Source organism: Collinsella aerofaciens (genome assembly GCF_025289055.1).
Lineage (GTDB): Bacteria > Actinomycetota > Coriobacteriia > Coriobacteriales > Coriobacteriaceae > Collinsella.
On record NZ_JAESIQ010000001.1, the window covers coordinates 117,996 to 142,093 of the forward strand.

The 24,098-nt window shown below is 58.8% G+C and carries 21 protein-coding genes and 5 tRNA genes; 6 read left to right on the forward strand and 20 right to left on the reverse strand.

Features of this window, described 5'->3' with window-relative positions; all coding sequences use genetic code 11:
- Window positions 1-6: 6 nt before the first annotated feature.
- The 3 genes from JMJ97_RS00575 (at window position 7) to JMJ97_RS00585 (ending at window position 3,490) form a co-directional block, all read left to right on the forward strand.
- On the forward strand, window positions 7-774 hold the full coding sequence (locus tag JMJ97_RS00575; protein ID WP_195544454.1) for a mechanosensitive ion channel family protein: 768 nt from the start codon (window positions 7-9) through the stop codon (window positions 772-774).
- Window positions 775-866: 92 nt separating this feature from the next.
- Window positions 867-2,783: a BMP family ABC transporter substrate-binding protein gene (locus JMJ97_RS00580; protein ID WP_260698796.1), complete on the forward strand. Its 1,917-nt coding sequence runs from the start codon at window positions 867-869 to the stop codon at window positions 2,781-2,783.
- Entirely contained in the window at window positions 2,780-3,490 is a 711-nt protein-coding gene (locus JMJ97_RS00585; RefSeq protein ID WP_260698797.1) for a metallophosphoesterase family protein, read from the forward strand. The genes JMJ97_RS00580 and JMJ97_RS00585 overlap by 4 nt, the downstream gene beginning before the upstream one ends.
- Before the next feature lie 125 nt (window positions 3,491-3,615).
- Here JMJ97_RS00585 and rplA read toward each other — a convergent pair whose 3' ends face one another.
- The 18 genes from rplA to disA all read right to left on the reverse strand — a co-directional run bounded on the left by rplA (window position 3,616) and on the right by disA (window position 16,725).
- Window positions 3,616-4,323 carry a 50S ribosomal protein L1 gene (rplA, locus tag JMJ97_RS00590; RefSeq protein WP_260698798.1) on the reverse strand — a complete coding sequence of 236 codons (708 nt, stop codon included), beginning with the start codon at window positions 4,321-4,323 and terminating at the stop codon, window positions 3,616-3,618.
- A 117-nt stretch (window positions 4,324-4,440) separates the two neighbouring features.
- Window positions 4,441-4,869 carry a 50S ribosomal protein L11 gene (rplK, locus tag JMJ97_RS00595; protein ID WP_022093893.1) on the reverse strand — a complete coding sequence of 143 codons (429 nt, stop codon included), beginning with the start codon at window positions 4,867-4,869 and terminating at the stop codon, window positions 4,441-4,443.
- A gap of 120 nt (window positions 4,870-4,989) precedes the next feature.
- Window positions 4,990-5,526, reverse strand: a complete 537-nt coding sequence (gene nusG, locus JMJ97_RS00600) for a transcription termination/antitermination protein NusG (RefSeq protein WP_099432095.1) — start codon at window positions 5,524-5,526, stop codon at window positions 4,990-4,992.
- Between the two features lie 3 nt (window positions 5,527-5,529).
- The gene (gene secE, locus JMJ97_RS00605) at window positions 5,530-5,868 is read right to left on the reverse strand and encodes a preprotein translocase subunit SecE (protein WP_006234983.1); all 339 of its coding nucleotides are present in this window, start codon (window positions 5,866-5,868) and stop codon (window positions 5,530-5,532) included.
- A gap of 76 nt (window positions 5,869-5,944) precedes the next feature.
- Window positions 5,945-6,020: transfer RNA gene (locus tag JMJ97_RS00610), tRNA-Trp, on the reverse strand.
- Between the two features lie 13 nt (window positions 6,021-6,033).
- On the reverse strand, window positions 6,034-6,183 hold the full coding sequence (gene rpmG / locus JMJ97_RS00615) for a 50S ribosomal protein L33 (RefSeq protein WP_260698799.1): 150 nt from the start codon (window positions 6,181-6,183) through the stop codon (window positions 6,034-6,036).
- A 279-nt stretch (window positions 6,184-6,462) separates the two neighbouring features.
- Window positions 6,463-7,653 (reverse strand): elongation factor Tu, encoded by a 1,191-nt coding sequence (tuf, locus tag JMJ97_RS00620; protein ID WP_035137538.1) that lies wholly within the window; start codon window positions 7,651-7,653, stop codon window positions 6,463-6,465.
- A gap of 96 nt (window positions 7,654-7,749) precedes the next feature.
- Window positions 7,750-7,826: transfer RNA gene (locus JMJ97_RS00625), tRNA-Met, on the reverse strand.
- A 3-nt stretch (window positions 7,827-7,829) separates the two neighbouring features.
- Window positions 7,830-7,905: transfer RNA gene (locus JMJ97_RS00630), tRNA-Thr, on the reverse strand.
- A gap of 10 nt (window positions 7,906-7,915) precedes the next feature.
- A tRNA-Tyr gene (locus tag JMJ97_RS00635) sits at window positions 7,916-7,997 on the reverse strand.
- A 715-nt stretch (window positions 7,998-8,712) separates the two neighbouring features.
- Complete coding sequence (locus JMJ97_RS00640) at window positions 8,713-10,563, reverse strand: DUF262 domain-containing protein (RefSeq protein ID WP_260698800.1); 1,851 nt, start codon at window positions 10,561-10,563, stop codon at window positions 8,713-8,715.
- Window positions 10,564-10,964: 401 nt separating this feature from the next.
- Window positions 10,965-11,039, reverse strand: a tRNA-Thr gene (locus JMJ97_RS00645).
- A 224-nt stretch (window positions 11,040-11,263) separates the two neighbouring features.
- Window positions 11,264-11,941 (reverse strand): NYN domain-containing protein, encoded by a 678-nt coding sequence (locus JMJ97_RS00650; protein ID WP_055309418.1) that lies wholly within the window; start codon window positions 11,939-11,941, stop codon window positions 11,264-11,266.
- Between the two features lie 3 nt (window positions 11,942-11,944).
- Window positions 11,945-12,859 (reverse strand): 23S rRNA (guanosine(2251)-2'-O)-methyltransferase RlmB, encoded by a 915-nt coding sequence (rlmB, locus tag JMJ97_RS00655; RefSeq protein WP_260698801.1) that lies wholly within the window; start codon window positions 12,857-12,859, stop codon window positions 11,945-11,947.
- A gap of 143 nt (window positions 12,860-13,002) precedes the next feature.
- Entirely contained in the window at window positions 13,003-14,469 is a 1,467-nt protein-coding gene (gene cysS, locus JMJ97_RS00660) for a cysteine--tRNA ligase (protein ID WP_260698802.1), read from the reverse strand.
- A 3-nt stretch (window positions 14,470-14,472) separates the two neighbouring features.
- Entirely contained in the window at window positions 14,473-14,967 is a 495-nt protein-coding gene (ispF, locus tag JMJ97_RS00665) for a 2-C-methyl-D-erythritol 2,4-cyclodiphosphate synthase (protein WP_006234975.1), read from the reverse strand.
- On the reverse strand, window positions 14,957-15,685 hold the full coding sequence (ispD, locus tag JMJ97_RS00670) for a 2-C-methyl-D-erythritol 4-phosphate cytidylyltransferase (RefSeq protein ID WP_260698803.1): 729 nt from the start codon (window positions 15,683-15,685) through the stop codon (window positions 14,957-14,959). Before ispD ends, ispF begins: the two co-directional genes overlap by 11 nt.
- Window positions 15,685-16,725, reverse strand: a complete 1,041-nt coding sequence (gene disA / locus JMJ97_RS00675) for a DNA integrity scanning diadenylate cyclase DisA (RefSeq protein ID WP_006234973.1) — start codon at window positions 16,723-16,725, stop codon at window positions 15,685-15,687. The genes ispD and disA overlap by 1 nt, the downstream gene beginning before the upstream one ends.
- A gap of 373 nt (window positions 16,726-17,098) precedes the next feature.
- On the opposite strand from disA, the gene JMJ97_RS00680 reads away from it, so the two are divergent.
- The 3 genes from JMJ97_RS00680 to JMJ97_RS00690 all read left to right on the forward strand — a co-directional run bounded on the left by JMJ97_RS00680 (window position 17,099) and on the right by JMJ97_RS00690 (window position 19,534).
- Window positions 17,099-17,677: a manganese efflux pump MntP gene (locus tag JMJ97_RS00680; RefSeq protein WP_260698804.1), complete on the forward strand. Its 579-nt coding sequence runs from the start codon at window positions 17,099-17,101 to the stop codon at window positions 17,675-17,677.
- A 120-nt stretch (window positions 17,678-17,797) separates the two neighbouring features.
- Window positions 17,798-18,229, forward strand: coding sequence for a helix-turn-helix domain-containing protein (locus JMJ97_RS00685; protein ID WP_260698805.1), 432 nt, complete (start codon window positions 17,798-17,800; stop codon window positions 18,227-18,229).
- Window positions 18,230-19,534 carry a type II toxin-antitoxin system HipA family toxin gene (locus JMJ97_RS00690; RefSeq protein ID WP_260698806.1) on the forward strand — a complete coding sequence of 435 codons (1,305 nt, stop codon included), beginning with the start codon at window positions 18,230-18,232 and terminating at the stop codon, window positions 19,532-19,534.
- 126 nt (window positions 19,535-19,660) lie between these two features.
- Here the strand turns inward: JMJ97_RS00690 and JMJ97_RS00695 are convergent, their stop codons facing one another.
- Window positions 19,661-21,118: an aminoacyl-histidine dipeptidase gene (locus JMJ97_RS00695; RefSeq protein WP_260698807.1), complete on the reverse strand. Its 1,458-nt coding sequence runs from the start codon at window positions 21,116-21,118 to the stop codon at window positions 19,661-19,663.
- Window positions 21,119-21,332: 214 nt separating this feature from the next.
- Window positions 21,333-23,975, reverse strand: a complete 2,643-nt coding sequence (locus tag JMJ97_RS00700; RefSeq protein ID WP_260698808.1) for an ATP-dependent Clp protease ATP-binding subunit — start codon at window positions 23,973-23,975, stop codon at window positions 21,333-21,335.
- Between the last annotated feature and the right edge of the window lie 123 nt (window positions 23,976-24,098).

The window sequence follows — 24,098 nt, forward strand, 5'->3', positions numbered from 1 at the left end:
CCCTACATGGAATTGTTTGAGCCGATTCTTCATTTCTTTGAGCAACGGTGGGTCCACAACATCATCTGGGCCGTCATCTTGGCGATAGGCACCGCCGTCGCCGCCAAGGTCGTATCCAAGACCCTGAACCATCTGCTTAACCGAGACGATAACCCGCTACCGGCATCGAGTATCTTCATCAACATCGCGCGCGCCGTCATCTGGATGATCGGCGGCAGCTTTATCCTCGACAACTGTTTTGGCATTAATGCAAACGCCCTCGTCGCCGCTCTTGGCGTCGGCGGCATCGCCATCTCCCTGGGTTTCCAGGACACGCTCTCAAACCTTATCGGCGGCATGCAAGTGACCTTTATGGGCATCATCAAGCCCGGCGACAATATCGAGGTCGGCGGTGTGTCGGGCGTGGTCCAAGACATCACTTGGCGCCATACAACGATTGAGGATGCCTGTGGACAGACCATCATTGTGCCCAACTCCAACATCTCCAAGAACACGCTCGTGCATTTGATGCCCTTTGGGCGTGTGGCCGTGCCCGTTGCCGTAAAGGACACGTCCAAGTGGGCCTCGCTCGACGCACTGGCAGACGAGCTGACCAGCGCCACCAAGGCCGCCGTGCTTCCCATCTCGGGCTTTGACAAGGAGCCCTACGTACTCTTTAGCGAAATCGGCGACTTTGGCATCAAAGGAAAGATCATCTTTATCGTCAGCGACGACAGCACTACTTTCACGGCAGCCGACGCCTGCATCCGCGCCATCGCCCCCATCATCGCCTAAACCACCGCAAAGGGGACAGGCATCTTTGTAGTGGTTTTCATTCGTGGTACCATGGTTCATATAGTTGTTTAAACGACTAAGGGAGCAACATTATGGAAGAGGCCTATCGTCAAGCACGCAAGCGCGGCGAGCAAGGACGTCGACGCGCCATTAGCCAAAGCGAGCATCCATACCTTACGGACCTCGATAGCTTGGTTGCTCAGCTCCCCTTAGGTCAGCGAGAGAATGTCGGCCTGCGGGATATTCCGCTCGAAATGGTCGTCGGCACGGTCACCAAGGGCCGTCAGTCCGCCTTTTCGTGTAACTTTATGCCCCTGCTTCCGTTTAGCACCGAGTTCGCCCGCAAGTGGTCCAACCTCTACGACATCCAGGTAACCGAGGGCTATCGCGACCCCATCATCGTCACCGAGTTCATGCATCGGTTCTATGTCCAGGAAGGCAACAAACGCGTTAGTGTCCTTAAATTCCTAGACGCCCCGACGGTTTCGGCCAAGGTCACCCGTCTCTACCCCGGCAAATGGGATTCCGTCGAAAGCCGCCTGTACGGCGAGTTCTGCGCGTTTTGGCGCGTCTGCCCCCTATACGAGATCGAGTTCTCGCGTGAGGGAAGCTACGAAACGCTCGCCAAGATGCTCGGTCAGAACCTTATCGAAAAATGGCCGCAGAAAAAGGTCGACTACCTGCGCCACACCTTCCTGCTCTTTAAGCGCGCCTACCTTCGCGCAGGCGGCGACCACCTGGACATTACGCCCGCCGACGCCATGCTCGTGTACCTCAATGTGTACAACCAGGACCGCCTGCTGGATACGCCAACGGATATCGTCGTAAACCGCCTGTGCAAGATTTGGCGCGAGCTGGTCATTGCCGGCAAAAATGACGAGGACAAGGTCGATCTTGTTGAAGCGCCGAGCGTCGACGAGGAGGAGTCGCCCGCCAAGTCCACCTCCGGCGTGCTCAACTTCTTTATGGGCAAGACCGTCTATTCGGCGACCAACCCCCTGCGCATCGCCTTTATCCATGAGTTCCCCTGTGCGACGTCGAGCTGGGACAGCCTGCACGACCAAGGGCGTCAGTATCTCGATGAGCACTTTGGCGGTATCGTGCGCACCGAGGCGTTCGAGGACTGTCACGATCCGGATGTGTTCTACGCCGCCGTGGAAACGGCTGTCAAACATGGGGCAAACGTCATCTTCTCGACCTCGCACCGCCTAATGGAATACACGCTCAGGGCTGCCGTTGAGTATCCCCAGGTTCGGTTCCTCAACTGCTCTATCGGCCTTCCCCATCAAAGCGTCCGTTCGTACTTTGGCAAGATGTACGAGGCCAAGTTCCTCCTGGGCGCCCTTGCCGCCAGCATGGCGGACAACCACCGCATCGGCTACCACGCGTCGGTCTTCGCCTCGGGCGCGCTCAGCGAGATCAACGCCTTTGCGATTGGCGCCTCGCTGCTCGACCCCCGCGCGCAGGTAATCCTCACCTGGGGCGATGTGCCTGCCGGTGGTCTTGCCGAGGCCATGTGCCGCGAAGGCGTGAGCGTCATGACCGGCGCCGATATGTCAAAGTCGCTGGAAGATCCCACCGCCTACGGGCTTCACCGCTTGGTCGATGGCAAGGTTACCGGCATCGCCATGCCCGTCTGGAACTGGGGGCGCTACTACGAGCTTATCGTGAAAAGCCTTCTGCACGGCACATGGGACGAGACCAGCGACGACAACCAAGTGCGCGCCGTCAACTACTGGTATGGCATGAGCTCCGGCGTTATCGACATCCGTTACGCTCCGGGCCTACCCTACCAAACGCGCAAACTCGTGCAGTTGCTCCGCAACGGCATTGTTGAGGGATCCATCAACCCCTTTGGCGGCGAGCTCCACAGCCAGAACGGCGTGGTACAGATCGAAGGCTTCCCTCCGCTGCCGAGCACGCAGATTGTCGAGATGAATTGGCTGGCGGACAACGTGGTAGGCACCATTCCGCAGCTCGACGATGAGCCGAAAGTCCCTGCCCTATGAAAATCCTTGCCATAGCCGATACCGAAGAACGATGCCTTTGGGAGTGCTTTCGCAAGGAACGCTTTGAGGGAGTCGACCTGATTTTGTCCGCCGGCGATCTGGACCCGGACTATCTTGAGTTTTTGGTTACGGTCATCAACAAACCGCTCATCTACGTTCGCGGCAATCACGATGACCGCTACGCACGTCATGCACCGGGCGGATGTATCTGCGTGGAAGACAGCGTGTACACGTACCGAGGGATTCGCATTGCGGGCCTTGGCGGGTCCATGCGTTATCGCGACGGCGCCAACATGTACACCGAACGCGAGATGTCCAAGCGCGTGCGTAAGCTGTCGCGTAAGGTTAGGATGGTCGGCGGGTGCGACATTCTGCTTACCCATGCACCCGCCGCCGGTATGGGTGATCTGGACGATCTGCCGCATCGAGGGTTTAAGTGCTTTAACACGGCGCTTGAGTCCTGGGGGGTCGACTACATGGTGCATGGGCATGTACACCAAAGCTACGGTTACGATTTTCAGCGCGAGCGGCAGCATGTGTGTGGAACGACGATCATCAACGCCTGCGGCTATACGCAGTTTGAGCTCGACCAGACGCGCTACCCCATCCGTGGCTGGCAGGCAGCCTGGCTCAACTCGCAAACCATGCGCCGCGAGCTCAAACGCCACGATGCTATCGAGTCCTCAACAGCCAGAACACCCTGGTAACCACCACAAAGAGGACACTGTCCCCTTTGTGGTGCTTTTGACGCGATAGCAAGAAACCCGGTCCTGCACAAGGCAGAACCGGGTTTTTTTAGCAATGCTTGCTGTACTCAGGCAGTAACTAGCAGTTACTCAGCCAGGAAGTCACGCTGGACAGCGGGATCGACCTTGACGCCAGGACCCATGGTGGAAGACACGGAGATGGACTTGACGTACTTGCCCTTAGCAGAAGAGGGCTTGACGCGCAGAATCTCGGTGTACAGGGCAGCGTAGTTCTCGACGAGCTGCTGCTCAGAGAAGGACTTCTTGCCCAGGGGCACGTGGCAGATGCCATAGCGGTCAGCGCGGTACTCAACGCGGCCAGCCTTGAGCTCGGAGACCATCTTGGCGACGTCCATGGTCACGGTGCCGAGCTTGGGGTTCGGCATGAGGCCACGGGGACCAAGGATCTTACCGATGCGGCCAACCTTGGCCATCATGTTCGGCGTAGCGATAGCGGCGTCGAAGTTGATCTCGCCCTTCTGAATCTGGGCGACGAGCTCATCGGAACCGATGATGTCGGCGCCGGCAGCCTCGGCCTCGCGGGCCTTCTCGCCCTCGGCGAAGACGGCAACACGAACGGTCTTGCCGGTGCCGTGGGGCAGGGAGATGGAACCACGGATGTTCTGGTCAGCCTTACGAGTATCGATGCCCAGACGGAAGTGGGCCTCGACGGTCTCGTCGAACTTGGCGGTGTCGAGCTCCTTGATGAGCTTGGCAGCCTGAAGGGGGGTGTAGAGCGTGGCGCGGTCGATCTTCTCGGCAGCGGCGTTAAAGCTCTTACCATGCTTAGCCATGTGCATTACCTCCTGTGGTTAAACGGGCGTGAGCCCTCCCACATCGTATCGTGTGCCCTATTGCACACATATAACGGGCGCCCCGGTCGGAGCACCCGTCATTACCTAAAGAAATCGCTACTCAGCGATGGTGACGCCCATGGAGCGGGCGGTACCGGCGATGATCTTCTTGGCGGCGTCAATGTCGTTGGCATTGAGGTCAGGCATCTTGATCTCGGCAATCTTGGTGAGCTGCTCCTGGGAGAGCTGACCGACCTTGTCGGCCTGGGGCTTAGCGGAACCAGACTTGAGGTTCAGCTCCTTCTTGATGAGGTGAGCCGCCGGCGGGGTCTTGGTGATGAAGGAGAAGGACTTATCCTCGTAGACAGAGATCTCAACGGGGATGATGTCGCCCTTCTTGTCCTGCGTCTCGGCGTTAAATGCCTGGCAGAACTGCATGATGTTCACGCCAGCAGCGCCCAGGGCGGGGCCGACGGGAGGAGCGGGGTTAGCGGCACCAGCAGGAATCTGGAGCTTAATGACGTTGGCAACCTTCTTCTCAGCCATGGTCATTCCTTTCGAATCACGAGTGTGAAGTACTTGCTATATCGTAAGCACGCACGTGTTAGAAGCACTCCTGAGATGAGCAGTCACAGAAGAAGCACGCTCGCGCGAACGGACGAAAACTTAAGCGATGACAGCGACCTGGTTAAAGTCGAGCTCGACCGGCGTCTCGCGGCCAAAGATCATCAGCGTAACCTTGAGCTTGCCAGCCTCGGTGTTAACCTCGGAGACCTTGCCATCAAAGTCGGTAAGCGGACCATCGGTGACGCGGACGGACGTGCCGACCTCAATATCAACCGAGGTGCGCTTGGGCGAATCGCCCTTACCGGGACGACGAGTCATCTTGTTGTACTCGTCGCGGGAAAGCGGAGCGGGCTTGCCGTTGCCGCCCAGGAAACCGGTGACGCCAGGCGTGTTACGAACACACGTCCAAGCATCGTCATCCATCTCCATGCGGACCAGGACATAACCCGGGAAGATCTTGGAATCCTTGGTCTCACGCTTGCCACCCTCTTTAATCTCGGTGACACGCTCCATAGGAATCTCGATATCAAAGATACGGTCCTGCATGCCCATAGTCTCGATGCGATGCTCGAGATCGGACTTAACGCGGTTCTCGTATCCAGAGTAGGTGTGAACGACGTACCAACGCTTAGACATGGTTTAGCCCCTCAATCCAGAGAACAGAGCAAGAGCCTCGCCAAAGCCAGCATCGAGCAGAGCGATGACGACGCCGACGACGATCAGAGAAGCGCAAACGACGACCGAGTAGTTCACGAGCTCCTTCTTATCGGGCCACGTGACACGCTTCATCTCGGACTTGACCGAAGCGAAATACTTCTTGGTGCGGGCGAAGAAACCAGGCTTCTCGTTCTTCTTGGACTTCGCAGCCTTCTCGTTCTTCTTGGCAACGGCCTTCTTGGCCTCAACCTTGGAGTTGGCGGCAGCGTTGTTGGCAGGCGCCTGCTGCTGAGCCTTCTTCTTGTTCTTCTTGTTGGCCATTTGGGTTACCTCCGCGCAATGCGCTTATACATGAGTAAACCGTAAGCCCCCAATTGGGAGCTTACGGAATAATGACTGGCACGCCAGGAAGGACTCGAACCCTCAACACTCGGTTTTGGAGACCGATGCTCTACCAATTGAACTACTGGCGTATGTGACTAGAGACTAGCGAGTCTCTTTGTGCGGCGTGTGGTGACGGCACCAGGGGCAATACTTCTTGATCTCCATACGATCAGGCATGGTCGACTTGTTCTTGGTGGTCGTATAGTTGCGGCGCTTGCACTCAGTGCACGCAAGAGTAACTAGAGTACGCATGTATCCTGAACCTTTCATTTCCGCCCCGTACGGGCACGAGTTGATACTTTATCAGCTCTACGTAAGTGCTGTCAACGAAAACCTCGAATCAATTGGTTCTCGGTGAACCCATTCATATTTGGAACACATCAATGGAGCCAACGAGATCTAATCGACGGTGCACCCAGGACCATAATCGATCCTCTCGACACCAGCAACGGCTCAATATCCATTGCAGAAAAGAACCCGGCACCCATATAAGTGCCGGGTTCTCTAAGTCAGCTATATCAAAGAGCTAATTTACTCAATGATCGTGGAGACGATGCCCGAACCAACGGTGTGACCACCCTCGCGGATAGCGAAGCGCAGGCCCTCCTCCATGGCGATCGGGTGGATGAGGTCGCCCTCGATGGTGATGTGGTCACCAGGCATAGCCATCTCGGTGCCCTCGGGGAGCTTGACCGTACCGGTAACGTCGGTGGTACGGAAGTAGAACTGAGGACGATAACCATCGAAGAACGGGGTGTGACGGCCGCCCTCCTCCTTGGTCAGAACGTAGATCTCGCCGGTGAACTTGGTGTGCGGGGTAACCGAACCGGGCTTGCAGAGAACCTGGCCGCGCTCGATGTCCTCGCGCTTGATGCCGCGGAGCAGCAGACCGACGTTGTCGCCAGCCTCGCAGAAGTCCATGGACTTACGGAACATCTCGATACCGGTAACGACGGTGTTCTGGGTATCCTTGATGCCGACGATCTCGACGGGCTCGTTGAGCTTGAGCTCACCGCGCTCGACACGGCCGGTAGCAACGGTACCACGGCCGGAGATGGTCATAACGTCCTCAACGGCCATCAGGAACGGGAGGTCGTTGTTACGAGCAGGCGTCGGGATGTACTCGTCGACGGCCTTCATGAGCTCGCGAATGGCGTCCATCCACTTGGCGTCGCCCTCGAGAGCGCCCAGAGCGGAACCACGGATGACGGGGATGTCGTCGCCGGGGAAATCGTACTCGGAGAGGAGCTCACGGGTCTCCATCTCGACGAGGTCGATGAGCTCGTCATCGTCGACCATGTCGCACTTGTTCAGGAAGACGACGATGTAGGGAACGCCGACCTGACGGGCGAGCAGGATGTGCTCGCGGGTCTGAGCCATGGGGCCGTCGGTAGCGGCGATGACCAGGATAGCGCCGTCCATCTGAGCAGCACCGGAGATCATGTTCTTGACGTAGTCAGCGTGGCCCGGGCAGTCAACGTGAGCGTAGTGACGGGCAGCGGTCTCGTACTCGACGTGGGAGACGGAAATCGTAATGCCGCGCTCGCGCTCCTCGGGAGCCTTGTCGATGTTCTCGAACGCAGTGAAGTCAGCCTTGCAGCCCTCGGTCTCGGAGAGAACCTTGGTGATGGCAGCGGTCAGCGTGGTCTTGCCGTGGTCGACGTGACCAATGGTGCCGATGTTAACATGCGGCTTAGTGCGCTCAAACTTCTCTTTGGCCATAAAGCCCTCCTCTTAACAGGTCGTCCCCGGACGGGACTTTGCCTTTATACCATAGTGGCCTCTCAACATACTATTGAGAAGCCACCGTGTTACCTATGGTAGCGGTGACTGGATTCGAACCAGTGACGCCACGGGTATGAACCGTGTGCTCTAACCAACTGAGCTACACCGCCGGATGGAGCCTGCAACCAGACTTGAACTGGTGACCTCTTCGTTACCAACGAAGTGCTCTACCGACTGAGCTATACAGGCACTTGACGGGTGGGAGCTATAGGATTCGAACCTATGTAGGCAGAGCCAACGGGTTTACAGCCCGTCCCCATTAACCACTCGGGCAAACTCCCAATCGTTCAAGTATCCGCAGGTCCTTTGGTCTTTTGGACCGCCGCCCCCGCGAACGAAGAAGATAATACGATGCCACCTTGGGGGCTGTCAACGAAAACCTCTAGATACACGGTGCCGGGCGTATCTATATGCTTTTGACCTGCGGTTTTGCTGAGTTTGGATATGAAGGACGGTGAATTTGCATATAGCGGTGACATTTCCCGAGGGAACACTTTTGCGTAGTGGAGTGAGCCTGTAGAATATTACTTCGATAACGACTCATTTGCACCTATATATAGGTCGAGACCGAGCTTCCCAGACAGAATCGAGCGTGGATAATCTCCCACTTTTGGCGTGGCTTCGAGCCCAAAGTGGGAGATTATCCACGCCCATTCACTAGGCGGGAGATTTTCCGCGCTCGTATGTCCGGAAATCCTCGCTCGACCAGGGTGACTTGGACCGGTCCGGCCTATGTCTCAATCTGTAACATTTAGAGAACATTTTCTCCCCTATCTGTTACAGATTGAGATACTACGCAGTAGCCCCGACTTCCGTCTCATTCTGTAACAGTAAGAAAGGTTTTCAGCCTCTTCGTGTTACAGATAGAGATATTACCCGCCAACCCGTCTTAACATCTCAATCTGTAACAGCTTGAAGAGAAATACCGGTCTAGATGTTACAGATTGAGATTGAATCGTTTGGGCCGAATGTCCCCAAGATATTGGCTGGCGGTCACTAGAACTCAATCTCGTCAAAGTCAAAAGCTATCAAAGTGAGTCCAACGAGCTTGTCTGTGCGCTCCTGAATCTGCTCGCTGGTCCAGGTATCCGTGTTTACCAACTCGTCGTTCAGGTTCAACCCGTTGCGGTATCCGACGTTCGCCCCGTTCGCATCCTTGCGGTCTCGCTTGGTCACAAAGGGCATGTTGCTCAGCTTTGAGTTATATCCGGTGATAGTCAGATTTCCAAGCGTATGAACCTGCTTCTCCTGCACCTCAATCGCCCTGGAAACGTCGCCGTCCGCAACCATCTTCACCCATTCGTCGGGAATGTTCTTACCTTGGGGAAAGATGTGCTCGATTGTCCAAACGTAGTTTCCGGAGTCATATCGATCCCAAAGTGGCTTCATCTCCTTCGTAACGCTCGGTGATGCAATAACGGTCAGGATGTAGCGCGTCATATCGGGATTGACATCGTAAATCGGCCCTTCAAGACGTTCTTTGAAGGAAGCGTCACTGGCAGACACGTCGACGAGGCGCTTCTTGATGTATTCCGCGGCCGCAATGCCCTTGAGACCCTCGCTTTCGAGGCTCTCGCAAATACTGATGAAGAGCCTCTCCAGGTCACGCGTGGGAGGCGTATCGGTAAGGTTGCGTCGGACAAAGAAGCAGACAAGGAGCTTAACAAGAAGCGCGAGGGTTTCATCTTTTAGCTCCAACTGGTCCTGCTTCTTGAAAAGGAACAGCAGCATCAGGTAAGATGCGACGCCCTGCGCTCTCGAAAGCTCCAAAAGCTGATGCGAAAGCTCGGAATCCGGGCTCTCTTGATCGAGCCCAATGATCTTCGAGTAGAGTGCGGAATTCTCGGTCAGCTCGTCCAACACCTTAAGGGCGCCGTCATCGGCTTCCATCCGCTTCTCGTAGATTTTCAGAAGGTTGGAACGTGTGGCAACGGAACCGAGGGGGAGTTGGGAACCTGATTCGCCGATAAATGGCTTATTTACCTCCCGGCGGAAGGCATCGTAGTTCTGGCGGAAGAAGCGCTCCTGCGTCTTGTAGTCATCGCCGAGATTGCGGAGCACTTCCTGCCAGCGTTCAAAGTAATAGTCGATCCGTCCGTCATCCACCCCGGCAACCTTGCCGAGAAGCATGTTTTTGATGAGGTCAACGGCGCTCAAGGGGACACCGCGGTTGTTAAGGGACGCGAACAGGGTATAGGCGTCCGCATGGCTATCGACGGTAATCTGGACCACGACTGCGGAGCACACCAGCTTGCAGATATCAAGCAGGGCATGAACACATTCGATCCCGCTCCCGTCTTCAACTTCCTCGCCCAATCGATCGTAAAAATAGTTGAATGCCTTAGACATCTTTCTCAGACCGAGGAACTTCGGCTTTTGCATAACGACGTCTAAACCGATATGTTCCTTCAAGATCCAGCGGTAATCCTCAAGGTTATGATTCTGAACCTGAGGAATAACGCGCGTCCTCGACTTGTCGGATTTCAAGATAAGGCGATTGCGCAGAGGGCGGACATCGTCCAGCATCAGGTCATCGTCGATAGAATCCTTATGCTCCATAACGCGAGCGTAGATGGCAGCAAGGAGAAGGCTGAGCGTCGTCAGGCGTTGCTGGCCATCGATGACTTCATAGTGAATGGTATCCATCTTGGAATTCACAGTCCCGTTCACGACAATAAACGAGCCCAGGAAGTATCCGGCATCGTTTTGGGTGATATCGTCATAGAGATTCGCCCAATCGCGCTGATTCCAAGTGTATTCGCGCTGGTAACGAGGAATGTCATAGATTTTTAGCATATCGGTCGACAGAATAATGGCAACCGTTGGGTCCTCTACGCTATTAATCATCATGAGTCCTTTCAATCACCTTGCTCACAAACGACGGGAAATCCTTGTCGCCCTTGATTTCTCGCGCCGAATTAAATCTAGACTATAGTAATACCCAGGGGCTACAGGAAAGAGCGCCGCGCACGGCGCGCGATCTTTCGAGAGGCAGCATCGGAGCTCTCGGCACCTTGGTCACTTTCCACCCTATCCCAGTTGGAGAAACAAAGCCCAAAACTCTAATGGAGACAGCAACTGTAAGCTTTGCTTTTCCTGCTTCGTTGCACGCATTTATGGACATTGGACATCGGTCACAAAACACACATAAATGCAATTCCGATTTAATTGTTGCATGTTTGTTGCATGAGCTGTTGCATGAAAATGCAAAATCGGGAGCCATACGGCCCCCGACCTGCGAAAACTCATGGAGCCAGTGACAGGAATCGAACCTGCAACCCACTGATTACAAATCAGTTGCGCTACCGTTGCGCCACACTGGCACACTTGGCGCTTTCGCGCGAAGCCTGTTAAGAATAAAGGAATTGCGGACGGGGCGCAACAGACCCTTTGACCGACCACATCTCAAAACCCTTCGCCAGAACGAATAGTTTTATCTGTTCGCCAGAACCAAAAACTATTCGTTCTGGCGAGGCCGACCTGCAACCCACTGATTACAAACCAGTTGGTTGGTCAATCGAGAAAGTAGCCCCCATTGAAGGTCTACCTACCTCCCGCGCAGGGCCTTGAGCTTGGCCAGGGCATCGGGGCTCAGGCGGCTGCCCAGGGTCATCTTGATCTGCGGAGCTTCCTCTGCCTCGTGAACGTCGTTATCGATCTGTTTGATCTCGTCCACCAGCATGCGGCTCGATATGCGCGTGACACCCTTGCCCATGACGACGGCCTGAATCGTGCCGTCGCTCGACACCACGGAGCACGCGCGGCCTTCCTCGCGCGCCTCGATGCAGAGCTTCTGCACCACGGTATCGGCCGATACGCCCGTCGGCGAGAACTCGATGCGCACGCCGCGGGCCGGCAGGTTGGGGCGCTCGTTGGAGATATTGCCCGCGCCGTCGAACACGATCACGGCCTCGTAGCGGCCCTGGGCAAAGGCGGCGACGTCGTTGATGAGGGCAGTGCGCGCCATATCGTGAACGTCGCTGGAATACGGATCGTCGGAATGGTCGTACACGAGCTTTTCGTAGCGCGGCGTGCAGTGGATCACGTTGTAACCGTCGACCACCAGCAGCTCAGGCTTATTGGAGTGCACCGTCGAGACTGGGTCGGCGATAGCCTGCGCAAACGCATTGCCGCCCACGCCATAGGTCGCGGCCGAAACAATCGGCTTGGCCGAGCCCTCGCCAAAGCGCTTGGCCTTGGACTTAGCGCGGTTCTTCTTGGACATGCGCTACTCCTCCCCCATGAGCTCGCCGGCATTGCGGCGCAGCCACTCAAAGCACAGTGCGGTAGTCGCCTGGGCCACGTTGAGACTCTCGGTCATGCCGCGCTGGGGAAGCTTGGTCAAAAAGTCGCATTTCTCGAGCACCAGGCGCGAGATGCCGTCGCCCTCGGAGCCCATGACGAGCGCCACGCGGCCCTCGAAGGGAGCATCCCAGCAGCTGCCCTCGGCGTGCTCGGAAGCACCGCCCACCCAAAAGCCAGCGGCCTTGAGGTCATCGAGCGCACGGGCGATATTGGGAACCTGCGCGATAGGCAGGTGCATGACGGCGCCGGCAGAAGTCTTGTAGCTGCCAACGGTCACGCCGGCGGTGCGCTTGTTGGCAATGATGACGCCCGCCGCGCCCACGACCTCGGCAGAGCGCACGATGGCACCAAAGTTACCGTCGTCGGTCACATGATCGAGCACGACGACGAGCGCCGGTCCGTCACCCGCGCGGCGGAGGATGTCGGCGACGTCGGCATAGGGGAAGTTACCAACCTCGAGCGCAATGCCCTGGTGAGCGCCATGGCTCGACAGCGCATCGAGCTGCGCACGCGGCACATACTTAATGCGGACACCGGCGGCGTTGAGGTCATCGACCAGACGAGACAGGGCGGCATCGCGCTCCCCGCCCTCAGCAATGAGTGCGCACTTGACGGGAAAGCCGGTACGCAGCGCCTCGGCGGCAGCACGACGACCTTCGATAAACTCGCCCTTGGGGACCTGAACGTTGTCGCGGTTGCGATCGCGCTGAGGACGTGCGGCCTGGGTGCGATCGCGCTGGCCCTTGGAAGCGGCAGCGCGGTCGTTACGGCGAATCGGACGCGAGCCAGAAGCAGCCTGCTTGCCTCCACGCGGTGCACGCTTGCGATTGTCGGCCATAAAACGGCCTCCTTAAATAGATAACGGACAAGAATCGACCGTCCGAGCCACGGCACCTTGCCTTTCAATCGTCGGGCATGACCACCAGGTCTATGCCCTCCTCTTTCAAGGCAATCTGCCGCACCTCGAACGGTCGACAAATACTAGAGACTCTTAATACGAGTGCCAGCGGCAGTATCCTCGATCGTCAGGCCCAGATCCTTGAGCTGGTCGCGGATGGCGTCGGCCAGATCCCAGTTCTTGGCGGCGCGGGCCTCGGCGCGGGCCTCGAGAATCTTGGCAGCGGCCTCGTCCACGTCGTCACCCGTGTAGGCAACCAAACCGGCGGCAACTCCCAGCAGGCCCAGCGGCAACTCGACCTTGGGCTCGGGGAGCTCAACGCCAAGCGTATCGAGCAGCTCGGCCAGCGTGTCGGCGGCGGCAAGCGCGGCGGCCTTGTCGGCAGCGTCGCCCGCCTGCTCCAGGTACTGGTTGCACTCGGTCACAAAGCCAAAGACAGCACCCATGGCACCAGCGGTGTTAAAGTCGTCGTCCATGCACTCCTTAAAGGCAGCACGAGTCTCAGCGGCCTTGGCGGCAAATGCCTCGGCGGCAGCCACATCGGCATCGGCCGTCGCATGGTTCGCGGCCCAGCGCAGGTTCTCGACCGTACCGGCGATACGAGTGAGCGAGTTCTCGGCACCCTCCAGGCGCTCCCAAGAAAAGTCGAGCGGCGAGCGATAGCTCGTCTGCAGCATCAGCAGGCGCAGGGCGGCAGCGGAGTGCTGCTCGAGGACCTCGGCCAGCGTAAAGAAGTTGCCGAGCGACTTGGACATCTTCTCGCCGTCTACCAGCAGCATGCCCGTGTGCATCCAGGTGTTGGAGAAGCCCTGGTGCCAGGCGCAGGTGGCCTGGGCGCACTCGTTCTCGTGATGCGGGAAAGCAAGGTCGGAGCCGCCGCCGTGGATGTCAATCGGAGTGCCCAGGTAGCGGTGCACCATGGCGGCACACTCGGTGTGCCAACCGGGACGGCCCTCGCCCCAGGGGCTCGGCCAGCTGGGCTCGCCCGGCTTGGCGGCCTTCCACAGGGCAAAGTCGAGCGGGTCGTTCTTGTCCTCGTTCTCCTCGATGCGCGCGCCAACCATAAGGTCGTCGATGTTGCGGCCCGAGACCTGACCATAGTTGGGATCGCTGCGCACGGCAAAGTACACATCGCCGTTATCGGCTGCGTAAGCGTGGCCCTGCTCGATAAGCGTCTTGATCATGGCGATCATGGGGCCGATCTCCTTGGTGGCGCGGGGGCGCACATCGGGATCGAGCACGTTGGCGGCGCGCATTACGCCGATGAACTTGTCGGAAAACTCCGTCGCGACCTCGGCAGCCGTACGGCCCTGCTCGTTGGCGCGCTTGATGATCTTGTCGTCGACATCGGTGAGGTTCTGGGCGAACGTGACCTCGTAGCCGCTCGCGATGAGCCAGCGTCGAATCACATCGAAGCTGATGAACGTGCGGGCATTGCCGATGTGGATGTTGTCGTAGACCGTGGGGCCGCACACGTACATGCGGACCTTGCCGGACTCGATGGGCTGGAACTCTTCCTTTTTATGGGTAGCGCTGTTGTAGATACGCATTCGTTACTCCTTAACGGTTTTCTGTAGCAGGCAGACGGCCCAGGCGCCGATTCCCTCGCCTTGACCTTCCCAACCGAGCTTTTCGGTCGTGGTGGCGGCAACGCCCACATTTTCGACGTCAACGCCCAGGGCATGGGCAAGGTTGGCGCGCATGGCATCGCGGTGCGGGGTGATCTTGGGTTGCTGACAGGCAATGGTGCAATCGGCATCGACAAACTCAAAGCCCAGCTCGCGCGCATAGTCCATCACGCGAGCGAGCAGCACCATCGAATCAGCACCCTCGTAGGCAGGATCGGTGTCGGGGAATAGCTTGCCGATGTCTCCCCCGCGGCAGGCGCCCAGAATGGCGTCGGCCAAGGCGTGCGCGAGCACATCGGCATCCGAGTGGCCCAGCAGGCCGCGCTCGTAGGGAATGTCGACCCCGCCGATGATACATCGACGCCCCTCCACCAAACGGTGGACGTCGTAGCCGTGGCCAATGCGCAGGTTACTGAACATAGGGAAGGTCCTCTCCCTCGGCCATGCGGCCAAGCAGAATCGCGGTTACGGGACGCAGATCCTCGGGCACCGTCACCTTAAGGTTATCGCGCGGGCTCTGGACACAGCGGACGCGCCCGCCCATGCGCTCGACCAGCGATGAATCGTCGGTACCGATAAAGCCCTCGGCGATAGCAGCGGCGTGAGCGCGCTTCATGGCGTCGACGCTAAAGATCTGCGGCGTCTGCGCGGCCCAGTACAGCTCGCGCGGCGGCGTCTCGACGATATTATCGCCGTCGACGATCTTGAGCGTGTCGATCGCGGGCTGACCGCACACGACACCGTCGAGCGAGCGGTCGCCCACAAGCACGTCGATAGCGTGGTCGATGGCCTCGGTCGTGATGAGCGGACGGGCGCCGTCGTGGATGGCAACGTATTCAAAGCCCGCCGGAACCGCATGCACGCCGGCACGGGTGGAATCCTGACGGGTATCGCCGGCATCGGCAAAACTGATGGGCGTGTCATAGTCAAACGGGTCGATGGCCAGGCGGCGCATCTCGGCACGGCGCTCTGCAGGACACACCACCACGATGTGGCCGACCTTGTCGCTACGGTCGAACGCGCGGATGGACCAGCTCATGAGCGGACGGCCCGCCACGTTAACGAGCTGCTTGCCGCCGGGATTTCCAAAGCGCTGGCCGCTGCCGCCGGCAACGACCACGGCGCATACGGGCGCCATTATGCGTTCCCCTGTTTGGTGCCCTTCATGCGGTACAGCGAGTCCGCAAGAATGGCAGGGTTGTTGACGCCAAAGTCGCCCAGGCGCTCCGGATCCTCGCTAATGTCGTCCATGAGCTCCTGCAGCGAGCCGTACTCGTCGACGATCTTCTCGGCCACGCCGTCGCGCACGACGGACACACGCGAAAGCGTGCGCAGACCCAGCGGCGTCATGACGGAGTCCTCGTCCAGGTCGTCATAGCCCAGAACTGCCGCCACGTGTTGCGGGTCGGACAGGTCCTTAGGCGTCATGCGAGCGAGCTCTGCACGAATCTTCTCGGCGTTTGCCTCGGAGGAATCGCTCGCGTAGTCGCGGATCATCAGGTCGTACTCGGTATCCATGCTGGAGCCGGCGAGCTGCTCGAGCTGCATTTGCACGAGCTTGCCCTGGTTGCCCAGCTTGACAATGCAATCCTTAAGCTCGGTCTTTGCCTGCTGCATGATCTCGAAACTCGAGAAAATACCGGTGATGTCGGCAAGCGTGACGTAGTCGTCGAGCTCAAGGGCCGTCAGGCGCAGCAAGGAGCGGTCGAGCGACTGACGAGTAGTCTGAAGCGTGGCGACGAGCTGGTTGACCGAGCTCATGATGGTGGTGACGGGCTGGATCTCGTAGCTCTTGCCGTGAACGTACACGTTAACGACGGCACGACGGGCTGAGACCGAGATCACGATGGCATCGGTGAGCACCGACATGCGAGCGGCGGTGCGGTGACGCATGCCCGTCTCGCTCGTGGCAAGCGAGGGATCGGGATTGAGGTGGAAGTTGGCGCGCAGGATCTGGGTGAGGTCGCCGTCGATGACGATGGCACCGTCCATCTTGGAGAGCTCGAACAGACGGTTCGAGGTGAACGAAATGTTGAGCGGGAAGCCGTCGTTACCGGCAGCGAGCACGTTTTCGGTGTCGCCGACGCAGATAAGGGCGCCCAGGTGACCGGCGATGATCATGTCGAGGGCGGTGCGGATCGGCTGACCAGGTGCCGTCAGGCGGATGGCCTGTTCCATACGCTTTTGCAGCTCGTTCTTATCCAAGGCATCGCTCCCATCGTATACGCTCCATAAACGCTAAATAGTTTCTCACGGTTTGTCCCCGCGGCGCTTGCGAAATCCGATGCTTACAGAATGAGCGAACACAGCTGAGAGCCCAACCCAAATGGGCTGCTTATGTGGTAGCATCGGGATTCACATGAATGAGGGAGTAGTCGCGTGACCGGATTCGCCTCCGGTGGCGCGGTAAGTCAACACACTGGCCGATGCGGCCTGGCTTGCCTTAATGAACGAGACTCGTGGCTGTGCGCGCAACGCGTACGCCACGGGTCTTTTTTGTTATTCCCTCAAGAGGTACACGCGGGCCCGCCCGCAGAGAGGGAGCCAGACTATGGGACTCGCAGAGCTCGTGTTGCTCGCCGTTGGCCTTTCGATGGACGCCTTTGCCGTTTCCATCTGCAAGGGCCTTGGCATGAAAAAGATCAACCTTAAAGTCGCCGTGGTGCTCGGCCTGTTCTTTGGCGGCTTCCAGGCCGGCATGCCCGTAATCGGATGGGCGCTTGGCAGCCAGTTTATGGGCATCATCGGCCCCATCGACCACTGGATCGCCTTTATCCTGCTCGCCTTCATCGGCGGCAAAATGCTGTGGGAGGCCTTTACCGAGGACGAGGATGAAGGCGACGGCAAGGATGCCGAAAAGATTGACCTGGTCGAGTACCTGATCCTCGCTATCGCCACCTCAATCGACGCCCTAGCCGTGGGCATCTCATTTGCCGCGCTCTCGGTTGACATCGTGCCCGCTGTATCGCTTATCGGCGTCACAACGTTTATCTTCTCCGTCTCCGGCGTAGCGATCGGCCACACCTTTGGCGCGCGCTACGAAAAACCCGCCACCATCGTGGGTGGCGTCGTGCTCATCCTTATCGGCCTCAAGATTCTGCTGGAACACTTGGGTTTTTTGGCGCTGTAAAACACCCTTCAAAACTAAACGTCCGGGCAAGGCCTCATGCAGAGTTTTGCATGAGGCCTTTTCGTGCAGACTTTTGCATGTCATACTGATATGCAAAAGTCTGCACGTTAGGAGATCGCCGTGGATACCCTTCCCATCACCACACCGCGCCAAGCTGGCATCTACGTGCGCCAGGCACGCGAGGCGCAGGGTCTCACCCGGGCGACCCTCGCTAAAAAAGCCGGTGTTTCGGAGCGCCTGCTCGCATCGCTCGAGCTAGGAGACGCCACCGGCATTCGACTCGACAAGTTGCTGACCGTCTTTAACGCACTCGGCATAGGTCTCTTCGCGCAAAGCGATAACGACTCCATCGCATCGCCCTCCGAACATCCGACGACGATAGTGAACCTCCCTATCGCGAACTCGAATACCCTGCCAAAGCCAAGCGTAGGCAGACGACCCACTCGACAAGGAACGCCATCTTCCTATGGTGCCTTGCTGGCCCAAATCGCAGCCGAGCAAGGCCTTTCCGGCACTTCAAACCTCTCCTTTGGCTGTAAGGTTGTGAAATAAATGGCAGAGATGGAGCTCGCGACCCTCATTTGTGGCGAAATCGCCGGCACTCTCCGGCAAGACGAGCATGGACTCTGCAGCTTTGCATACGCCCCAACCTATCGCGGAGCACCGTTATCGCTAACAATGCCGCTTTCCAATCGCACGTATGGCCATAACATCGTCCGCCCGTTCCTATTTGGCCTTTTGCCCGACAGTCAAGAGCAGCGTCGCGCTATTGCCACCGAGCATGATGTTGCATCCAACAACCCCGTCGCCCTCTTGTGCCATATCGGTCTTGACTGCGCGGGGGCCGTTCAGTTTTGTCGAGCCGATCAATTAGACGCCGCCCGCGGCAGGGTCTCGGCATACCGCCCGCTTACCAATTCTCAAATCGCTCACAAGCTCAAAGCAATTCGCGATGACGAAAGAGAGACATGGATGGGCTCCAACGAAAGCTGGTCCCTGGGCGGCAATCAAGGCAAATTTGCACTAGCTCGGCATGATGGCCAATGGTGCGAATGTCTAGGGTCATCCCCCACTACCCATATCTTCAAAAATGGTGTCGTTGGGTTCAAACATCAGGCCTTAAACGAATTCGTCTGCATGAAAACAGCTCGGCGTGTTGGCATTCCAACTGCCAACGTCTCCTATTGCACATTTGAAGACGAAGCCGCGCTCGTCGTTGAACGGTACGACAGAATGGTCAATAGCAGCGGAAATATCGAAAGGCTGCATCAGGAGGACTTTTGCCAAGCGCTCGGTGTATTGCCAAGCCAGAAATACACCGCCGACGGAGGACCAACTACACGAGACATCCAAGAACGACTGATTAACACAGTCCCCCACCACATGAATCTTGTGCTTTTTACCTATATGTTGTTCTATAACGCCATTATCGGAGCGCCTGACGCACACGCTAAAAACTACTCGCTCATCCTTGGCAAAGGCACAAACGCGGCGCTCGCACCCATGTACGATGTCGCATCGGGCTTAGCATACGAACGTATGCGGCGAAAAGCGCGCCTCGCCATGAGCGTTGGCGGCGAGAACCGTGTGGGGCGCATCGGACCCAACGCAATTCGCCGATACCACGGTATGGGCGACCCCGCGCTGGAGGCGGCGCTCACCGATGCCGGGCTATCCGAGAAGTTTTGCTTTGCGACCATGATGGACCTCGCCTACGAGGTACCCATTTGCATGGAAGAGGTCATGGACGAATACGCCGACCTGCCCGGCATGGCGGACCTGCGCGAGCATATGCTCGGCCCCGTCCGCGAAAACTGCCAGCGCACCCTCGACCTCATCAGGGCAGAAATGGGCTAGACGCTCGCAATTTCCCATTTCCCAAAAGAAGAGAGGGGGGCACCTGTCGCAAAGACCGGGTGCCCCCTCTCGTAATGTCATTTGCAATCCGCTAGCACGTGGCTCGGACTGCTGCTAGCGCAACCTTTACGCAGCGAGGCGCTTGAGGACGTCGATGAGCAGCTCGTAGAAGCGCTCGGCAGAAGCGAGCTCCATGCTCTCGTCCGGGGTGTGGACATCGGAGAGCGTCGGGCCCACGGCGATGGCGTCCAGGCCGTGCAGGGCCTCGGCAAACAGGCCGCACTCAAGGCCGGCGTGAATGGACTCGATGCGCAGCTCGGAGCCAAAAAGTTCGCGATAGCTCTCGACAAAGACGTCGCGGACCGGCGAATGCTCGGCATAGCTCCAGCCGGGATACTCGAACTCGAACTTGGCGTCGAAGCCCAGGACATCGGCCAGCGTCTGCAGACGGTCCTTGAACTCGTTCTGCAGTGAGGTGATCGAGGAGCGCGGGGACAGCATGATCTTGACTTGGTCGTCAGAGGTGGCAACCACGCCGATGTTGGAGGAAACCTCGACGGAGCCGTCGGTGGCGACGTTGCGGCGGATCACACCGTTGGGGGCAAGACGCAGGGCGCGGATGAGGGCAAGCGCGGACTTCTGGTCCATGGCCTCGACCTCAGTGTTGTCGGCAATCTCAACCGTGCAGGTAAAGCCGGGGTCGAAGACCTCGAGCTCGGCAGTGACGTCGGCGATGATGCCACGGGCGATCTCGGCCGCTGCCTCGGCGGCAGCATGGTCGGCGTAGACCAGAACAGCCTTGCACTCACGGTTGATGGCGTTGTCCTTGGTGCCGCCGTTAAAGCTAACGATGGCGGGCTCGCCGGCGACCATCAGGCGGTCGATGATGCGAGCCATGATGAGGTTGCCGTTGCCGCGCTCCAGGTTGATATCGCTGCCGGAGTGGCCGCCCAACAGGCCGGAGATGTCGAGCGTGAGGGTGCTACCGGTCTTGTGCTCGCGTACGATTGGGCAGGTGTAGGTAACGACGACGCCGCCGGCGCAGCTGACGGTGGCCACGCCCTCTTCCTCGGAGTCAAGGTTAATCATGGTGCGGGCGCTAATCTGGGACTTGTCGAGCGTCTCGGCGCCGACCAGGCCGGTCTCCTCGTCGGTGGTGAATACGCACTCGAGGGCGGGGTGAACGATCGAATCGTCATCGAGAACAGTGAGCATCAGAGCGACGGCAATACCGTTGTCGGCGCCCAGAGTGGTGCCGTTAGCGGTGAGGACGCCGTCCTTGACGACCAGGTCGATACCATCAGTCGTAAAGTCGTGCTCAACGGAGCCCAGCTTGTCGCACACCATGTCGATGTGGCCCTGCAGCATCACAGTCGGGGCATTCTCGGCGCCGGCAGATGCGGGCTTGCGAATGATAACGTTGTAGACCTCATCCTGATACACATCGAGACCGCGCTCCTTGGCAAACGCGACCAGGAAATCGCTGATGCCCTTCTCGTTGCCAGACCCACGGGGGATCGCGCTGACCTCCTCAAAGAAATGGAACAGCTGGGCGGGCTCGTAGCCGGTAATCTTGTAGTCCATGGTGCCTCCTTGGCGCAACTGGTTAGACAGTAAGACATGCGACTTGTATATTCCCAGACTTTGCGTGCATAAACCAGTCGAAAACGCCGAGCGCCCTCGCATCATCGGCTAACGGTGGACCGTATAGCGTAACGGCCACAACTTCCGCAGCTCTACAAATCGAGGCGCCCTTTCCGGAGCGCCTCGATTGCGCGTATCAAATTGTCGCCACGCCCTACAGCGCGCCGGAACCGGCTTGCATCATGCCGCCGGGGCCCGAGGTCACGCCGCCGCTCACGGGCGCGGCGTTGCCGGTGTGCGGTGCCGCCGGGGCGGTATCGCCACCGAGCGTGCCCGCCGGACGCGGTGCCGGGATCTCGCCCGTGCCGTGGCTAAAGACAAACTTGCCATCGGCCACGTCGCACAGGACGGTATCGCCCTCGCCCCACTCGCCGGCCAGAAGCTCCTCGGACAGCGGGTCCTCGATGAGCTTTTGGATGGCACGGCGCAGCGGACGCGCACCGTTGGTGAGGTCGGTGCCCTCGGCCACGATCTTGTCATAGGCCGCAGCGGTGAGCTTGATGTTCATGCCGTTGGCAATCAAACGCTGACGCAGGTCGTCCACCAGCAGGTGCGCGATCTTGGTGAGATTCTCGCCCGAGAGCTTCTGGAACACCACGATGTCATCGATACGGTTGAGCAGCTCGGGGCGGAACAGGCGCTTGAGCTCGCCCATCGCGCGACCACGGATCTCACTCGACGTGAGACCCTGCTCGCCGGTGGTGCCAAAGCCAACGCTCGCATCCTGCGCAATCTCGCGGGCGCCCACGTTGGACGTCATGATGATCACGGTGTTGCGGAAGTCGACCGTCTTGCCCTGGCTATCGGTCAGGCGGCCCTCCTCCAGCACCTGCAGCAAGATGTTGAAGATATCGGGATGCGCCTTCTCGATCTCGTCGAACAGCACGACCGAGTACGGGTGGCGACGAACGGCCTTGGTGAGCTGGCCGCCCTCGTCGTGACCGACGTAACCCGGAGGGCTACCGATGAGCTTGGAGACCTCGAACTCGCTACCGAACTCGGACATGTCGAAGCTAATGAGCGCGTCCTTGCTGCCAAAGAGATACTCGGCGAGCGTCTTGGCGAGCTCGGTCTTGCCCGTCCCGGTGGGACCCAGGAAGATAAAGCTGCCGCCGGGGCGACGCGGATCCTTGAGCGGCGAGCGGCTGCGGCGCACGGCCTTGGCAACGGCCTCGACAGCCTCATCCTGACCGATGATGCGCGTCTTGAGCACGCTTTCGGCTTGCAGCAGGCGACGGCTCTCGCTCTCGGTAAGCGAGGACACCGGCACGCCCGAAGTCACGGACACGATATCGGCGATCTGACTCACATCGATGGTGAGCGGGCTGGCGTCGAGCTCGGCGGTCCAGGCAGCCTTGGCCTCGGCGAGCTCAATCTCGGCGGCCTTCTGCTGCTCGGTAATCTCGGCGGCCTTGTTCATGTCGTCGCTCTCGGTGGCCTCCTGCGCGGCGGCCTTAAGCTCCTCCACGCGATGCTCGGCCTCGCGCACCGGCTCGGGCGCGCGGTTGGCGGCGATGCGGGCGCGGGCGCCGGCCTCGTCGATGAGGTCGATGGCCTTATCGGGCAGGAAGCGATCCTGGATGTAGCGGTTGGAAAGGTTCGCGGCAGCCTCGATAGCACCCTGCGTATAGCGCACATGGTGATGCTCCTCGTAGCGCGGCTTGAGCGCGGTCAGGATCTTGACCGTGTCCTCGACGCTCGGCTCCTCGACATCGATGGTCTGGAAGCGACGCTCGAAAGCCGGGTCCTTGGTGAGGTACTTGCGGAATTCCTCGGCCGTGGTGGCACCGATGATCTGGAAAGCACCGCGCGCGAGCACCGGCTTGAGCATGGAGCTCGCATCGATAGAACCCTCGGCAGAACCGGCGCCGATGATGGTGTGCATCTCGTCGATAAACAAGATGACGTCGTCGGCATCGGTCGCCTCCTGGATCACGTTCTTAAGGCGCTCCTCAAACTCACCGCGATACTTGGCACCCGCGACAAGACCCGGCAGATCGAGCGTCCAGATATTCTGGTCCATAAGATTCTCGGGCACGTTGCCGGCAGCAATCTGCTGCGCCAGTCCCTCGACGATGGCCGTCTTGCCCACGCCGGGGTCACCCAGGATAAGCGGGTTGTTCTTGGTGCGGCGCGAAAGGATCTCCATCATGCGCTGAACTTCCTTTTCGCGGCCAATCACGGGATCGAGCTCGCCGTCGCGCGCCTTTTGCGTGAGGTTGGTAGCGAACTGCTTGAGCGTGTCGGTGCCGCCCCCCTTTTGCTGAGAGGCATCCGAGCCGCTAAAGAACGGCAGTCCTGCACCAGGACGACCGGCGCCGGCTCCGGCGAGCGGACGCTTCTTGTCCTGGTCCTTGGCGGTGAGTTTCTCGATAGCCTTTTTGATGGAGGCGGACGACACACCCAGGCGCATGAGGATGTCCATGGCCATGCCGTTGCCCTCTTCGACGATGCCGATCAGCAAGTGCTCGGTCGACACGTAGGTCTGGTTGTTCTCACGCGCCACGCGGAATGAACGCTCCATCACGCTAATGACGAGCGGCGTAAAGGCGAGCTTGGCCGCCTCGGTCTCCTCACTGGGCTCGGGAACCGTGGTCTGGACCTCTTTGAGAGTATCCATGATGTCATCGTAGGAGATGTCGAGCGAGCGCAGCGCCTCGGCGGCAATGCCCTCGTCCTCCTTGGCAAGCGCGAGCAGCAGGTGCTCGGTGCCCACCTTATTTGAATGAAGATCGAGCGCCTCTTGCTTGGCCATGGACATGACCTTACGCGCGCGATCGGTAAATCTATCTAACATGCTCGTTTCCTTACATGAGTTCATCGAAATCAAAACGCCCGCCCGTCGGCGGCGCTTTTGTCTCTTTACCCACAGGTCGTCTATGTTAACAGCTGGAGGAATATCTATAAACCCGGCTCACAT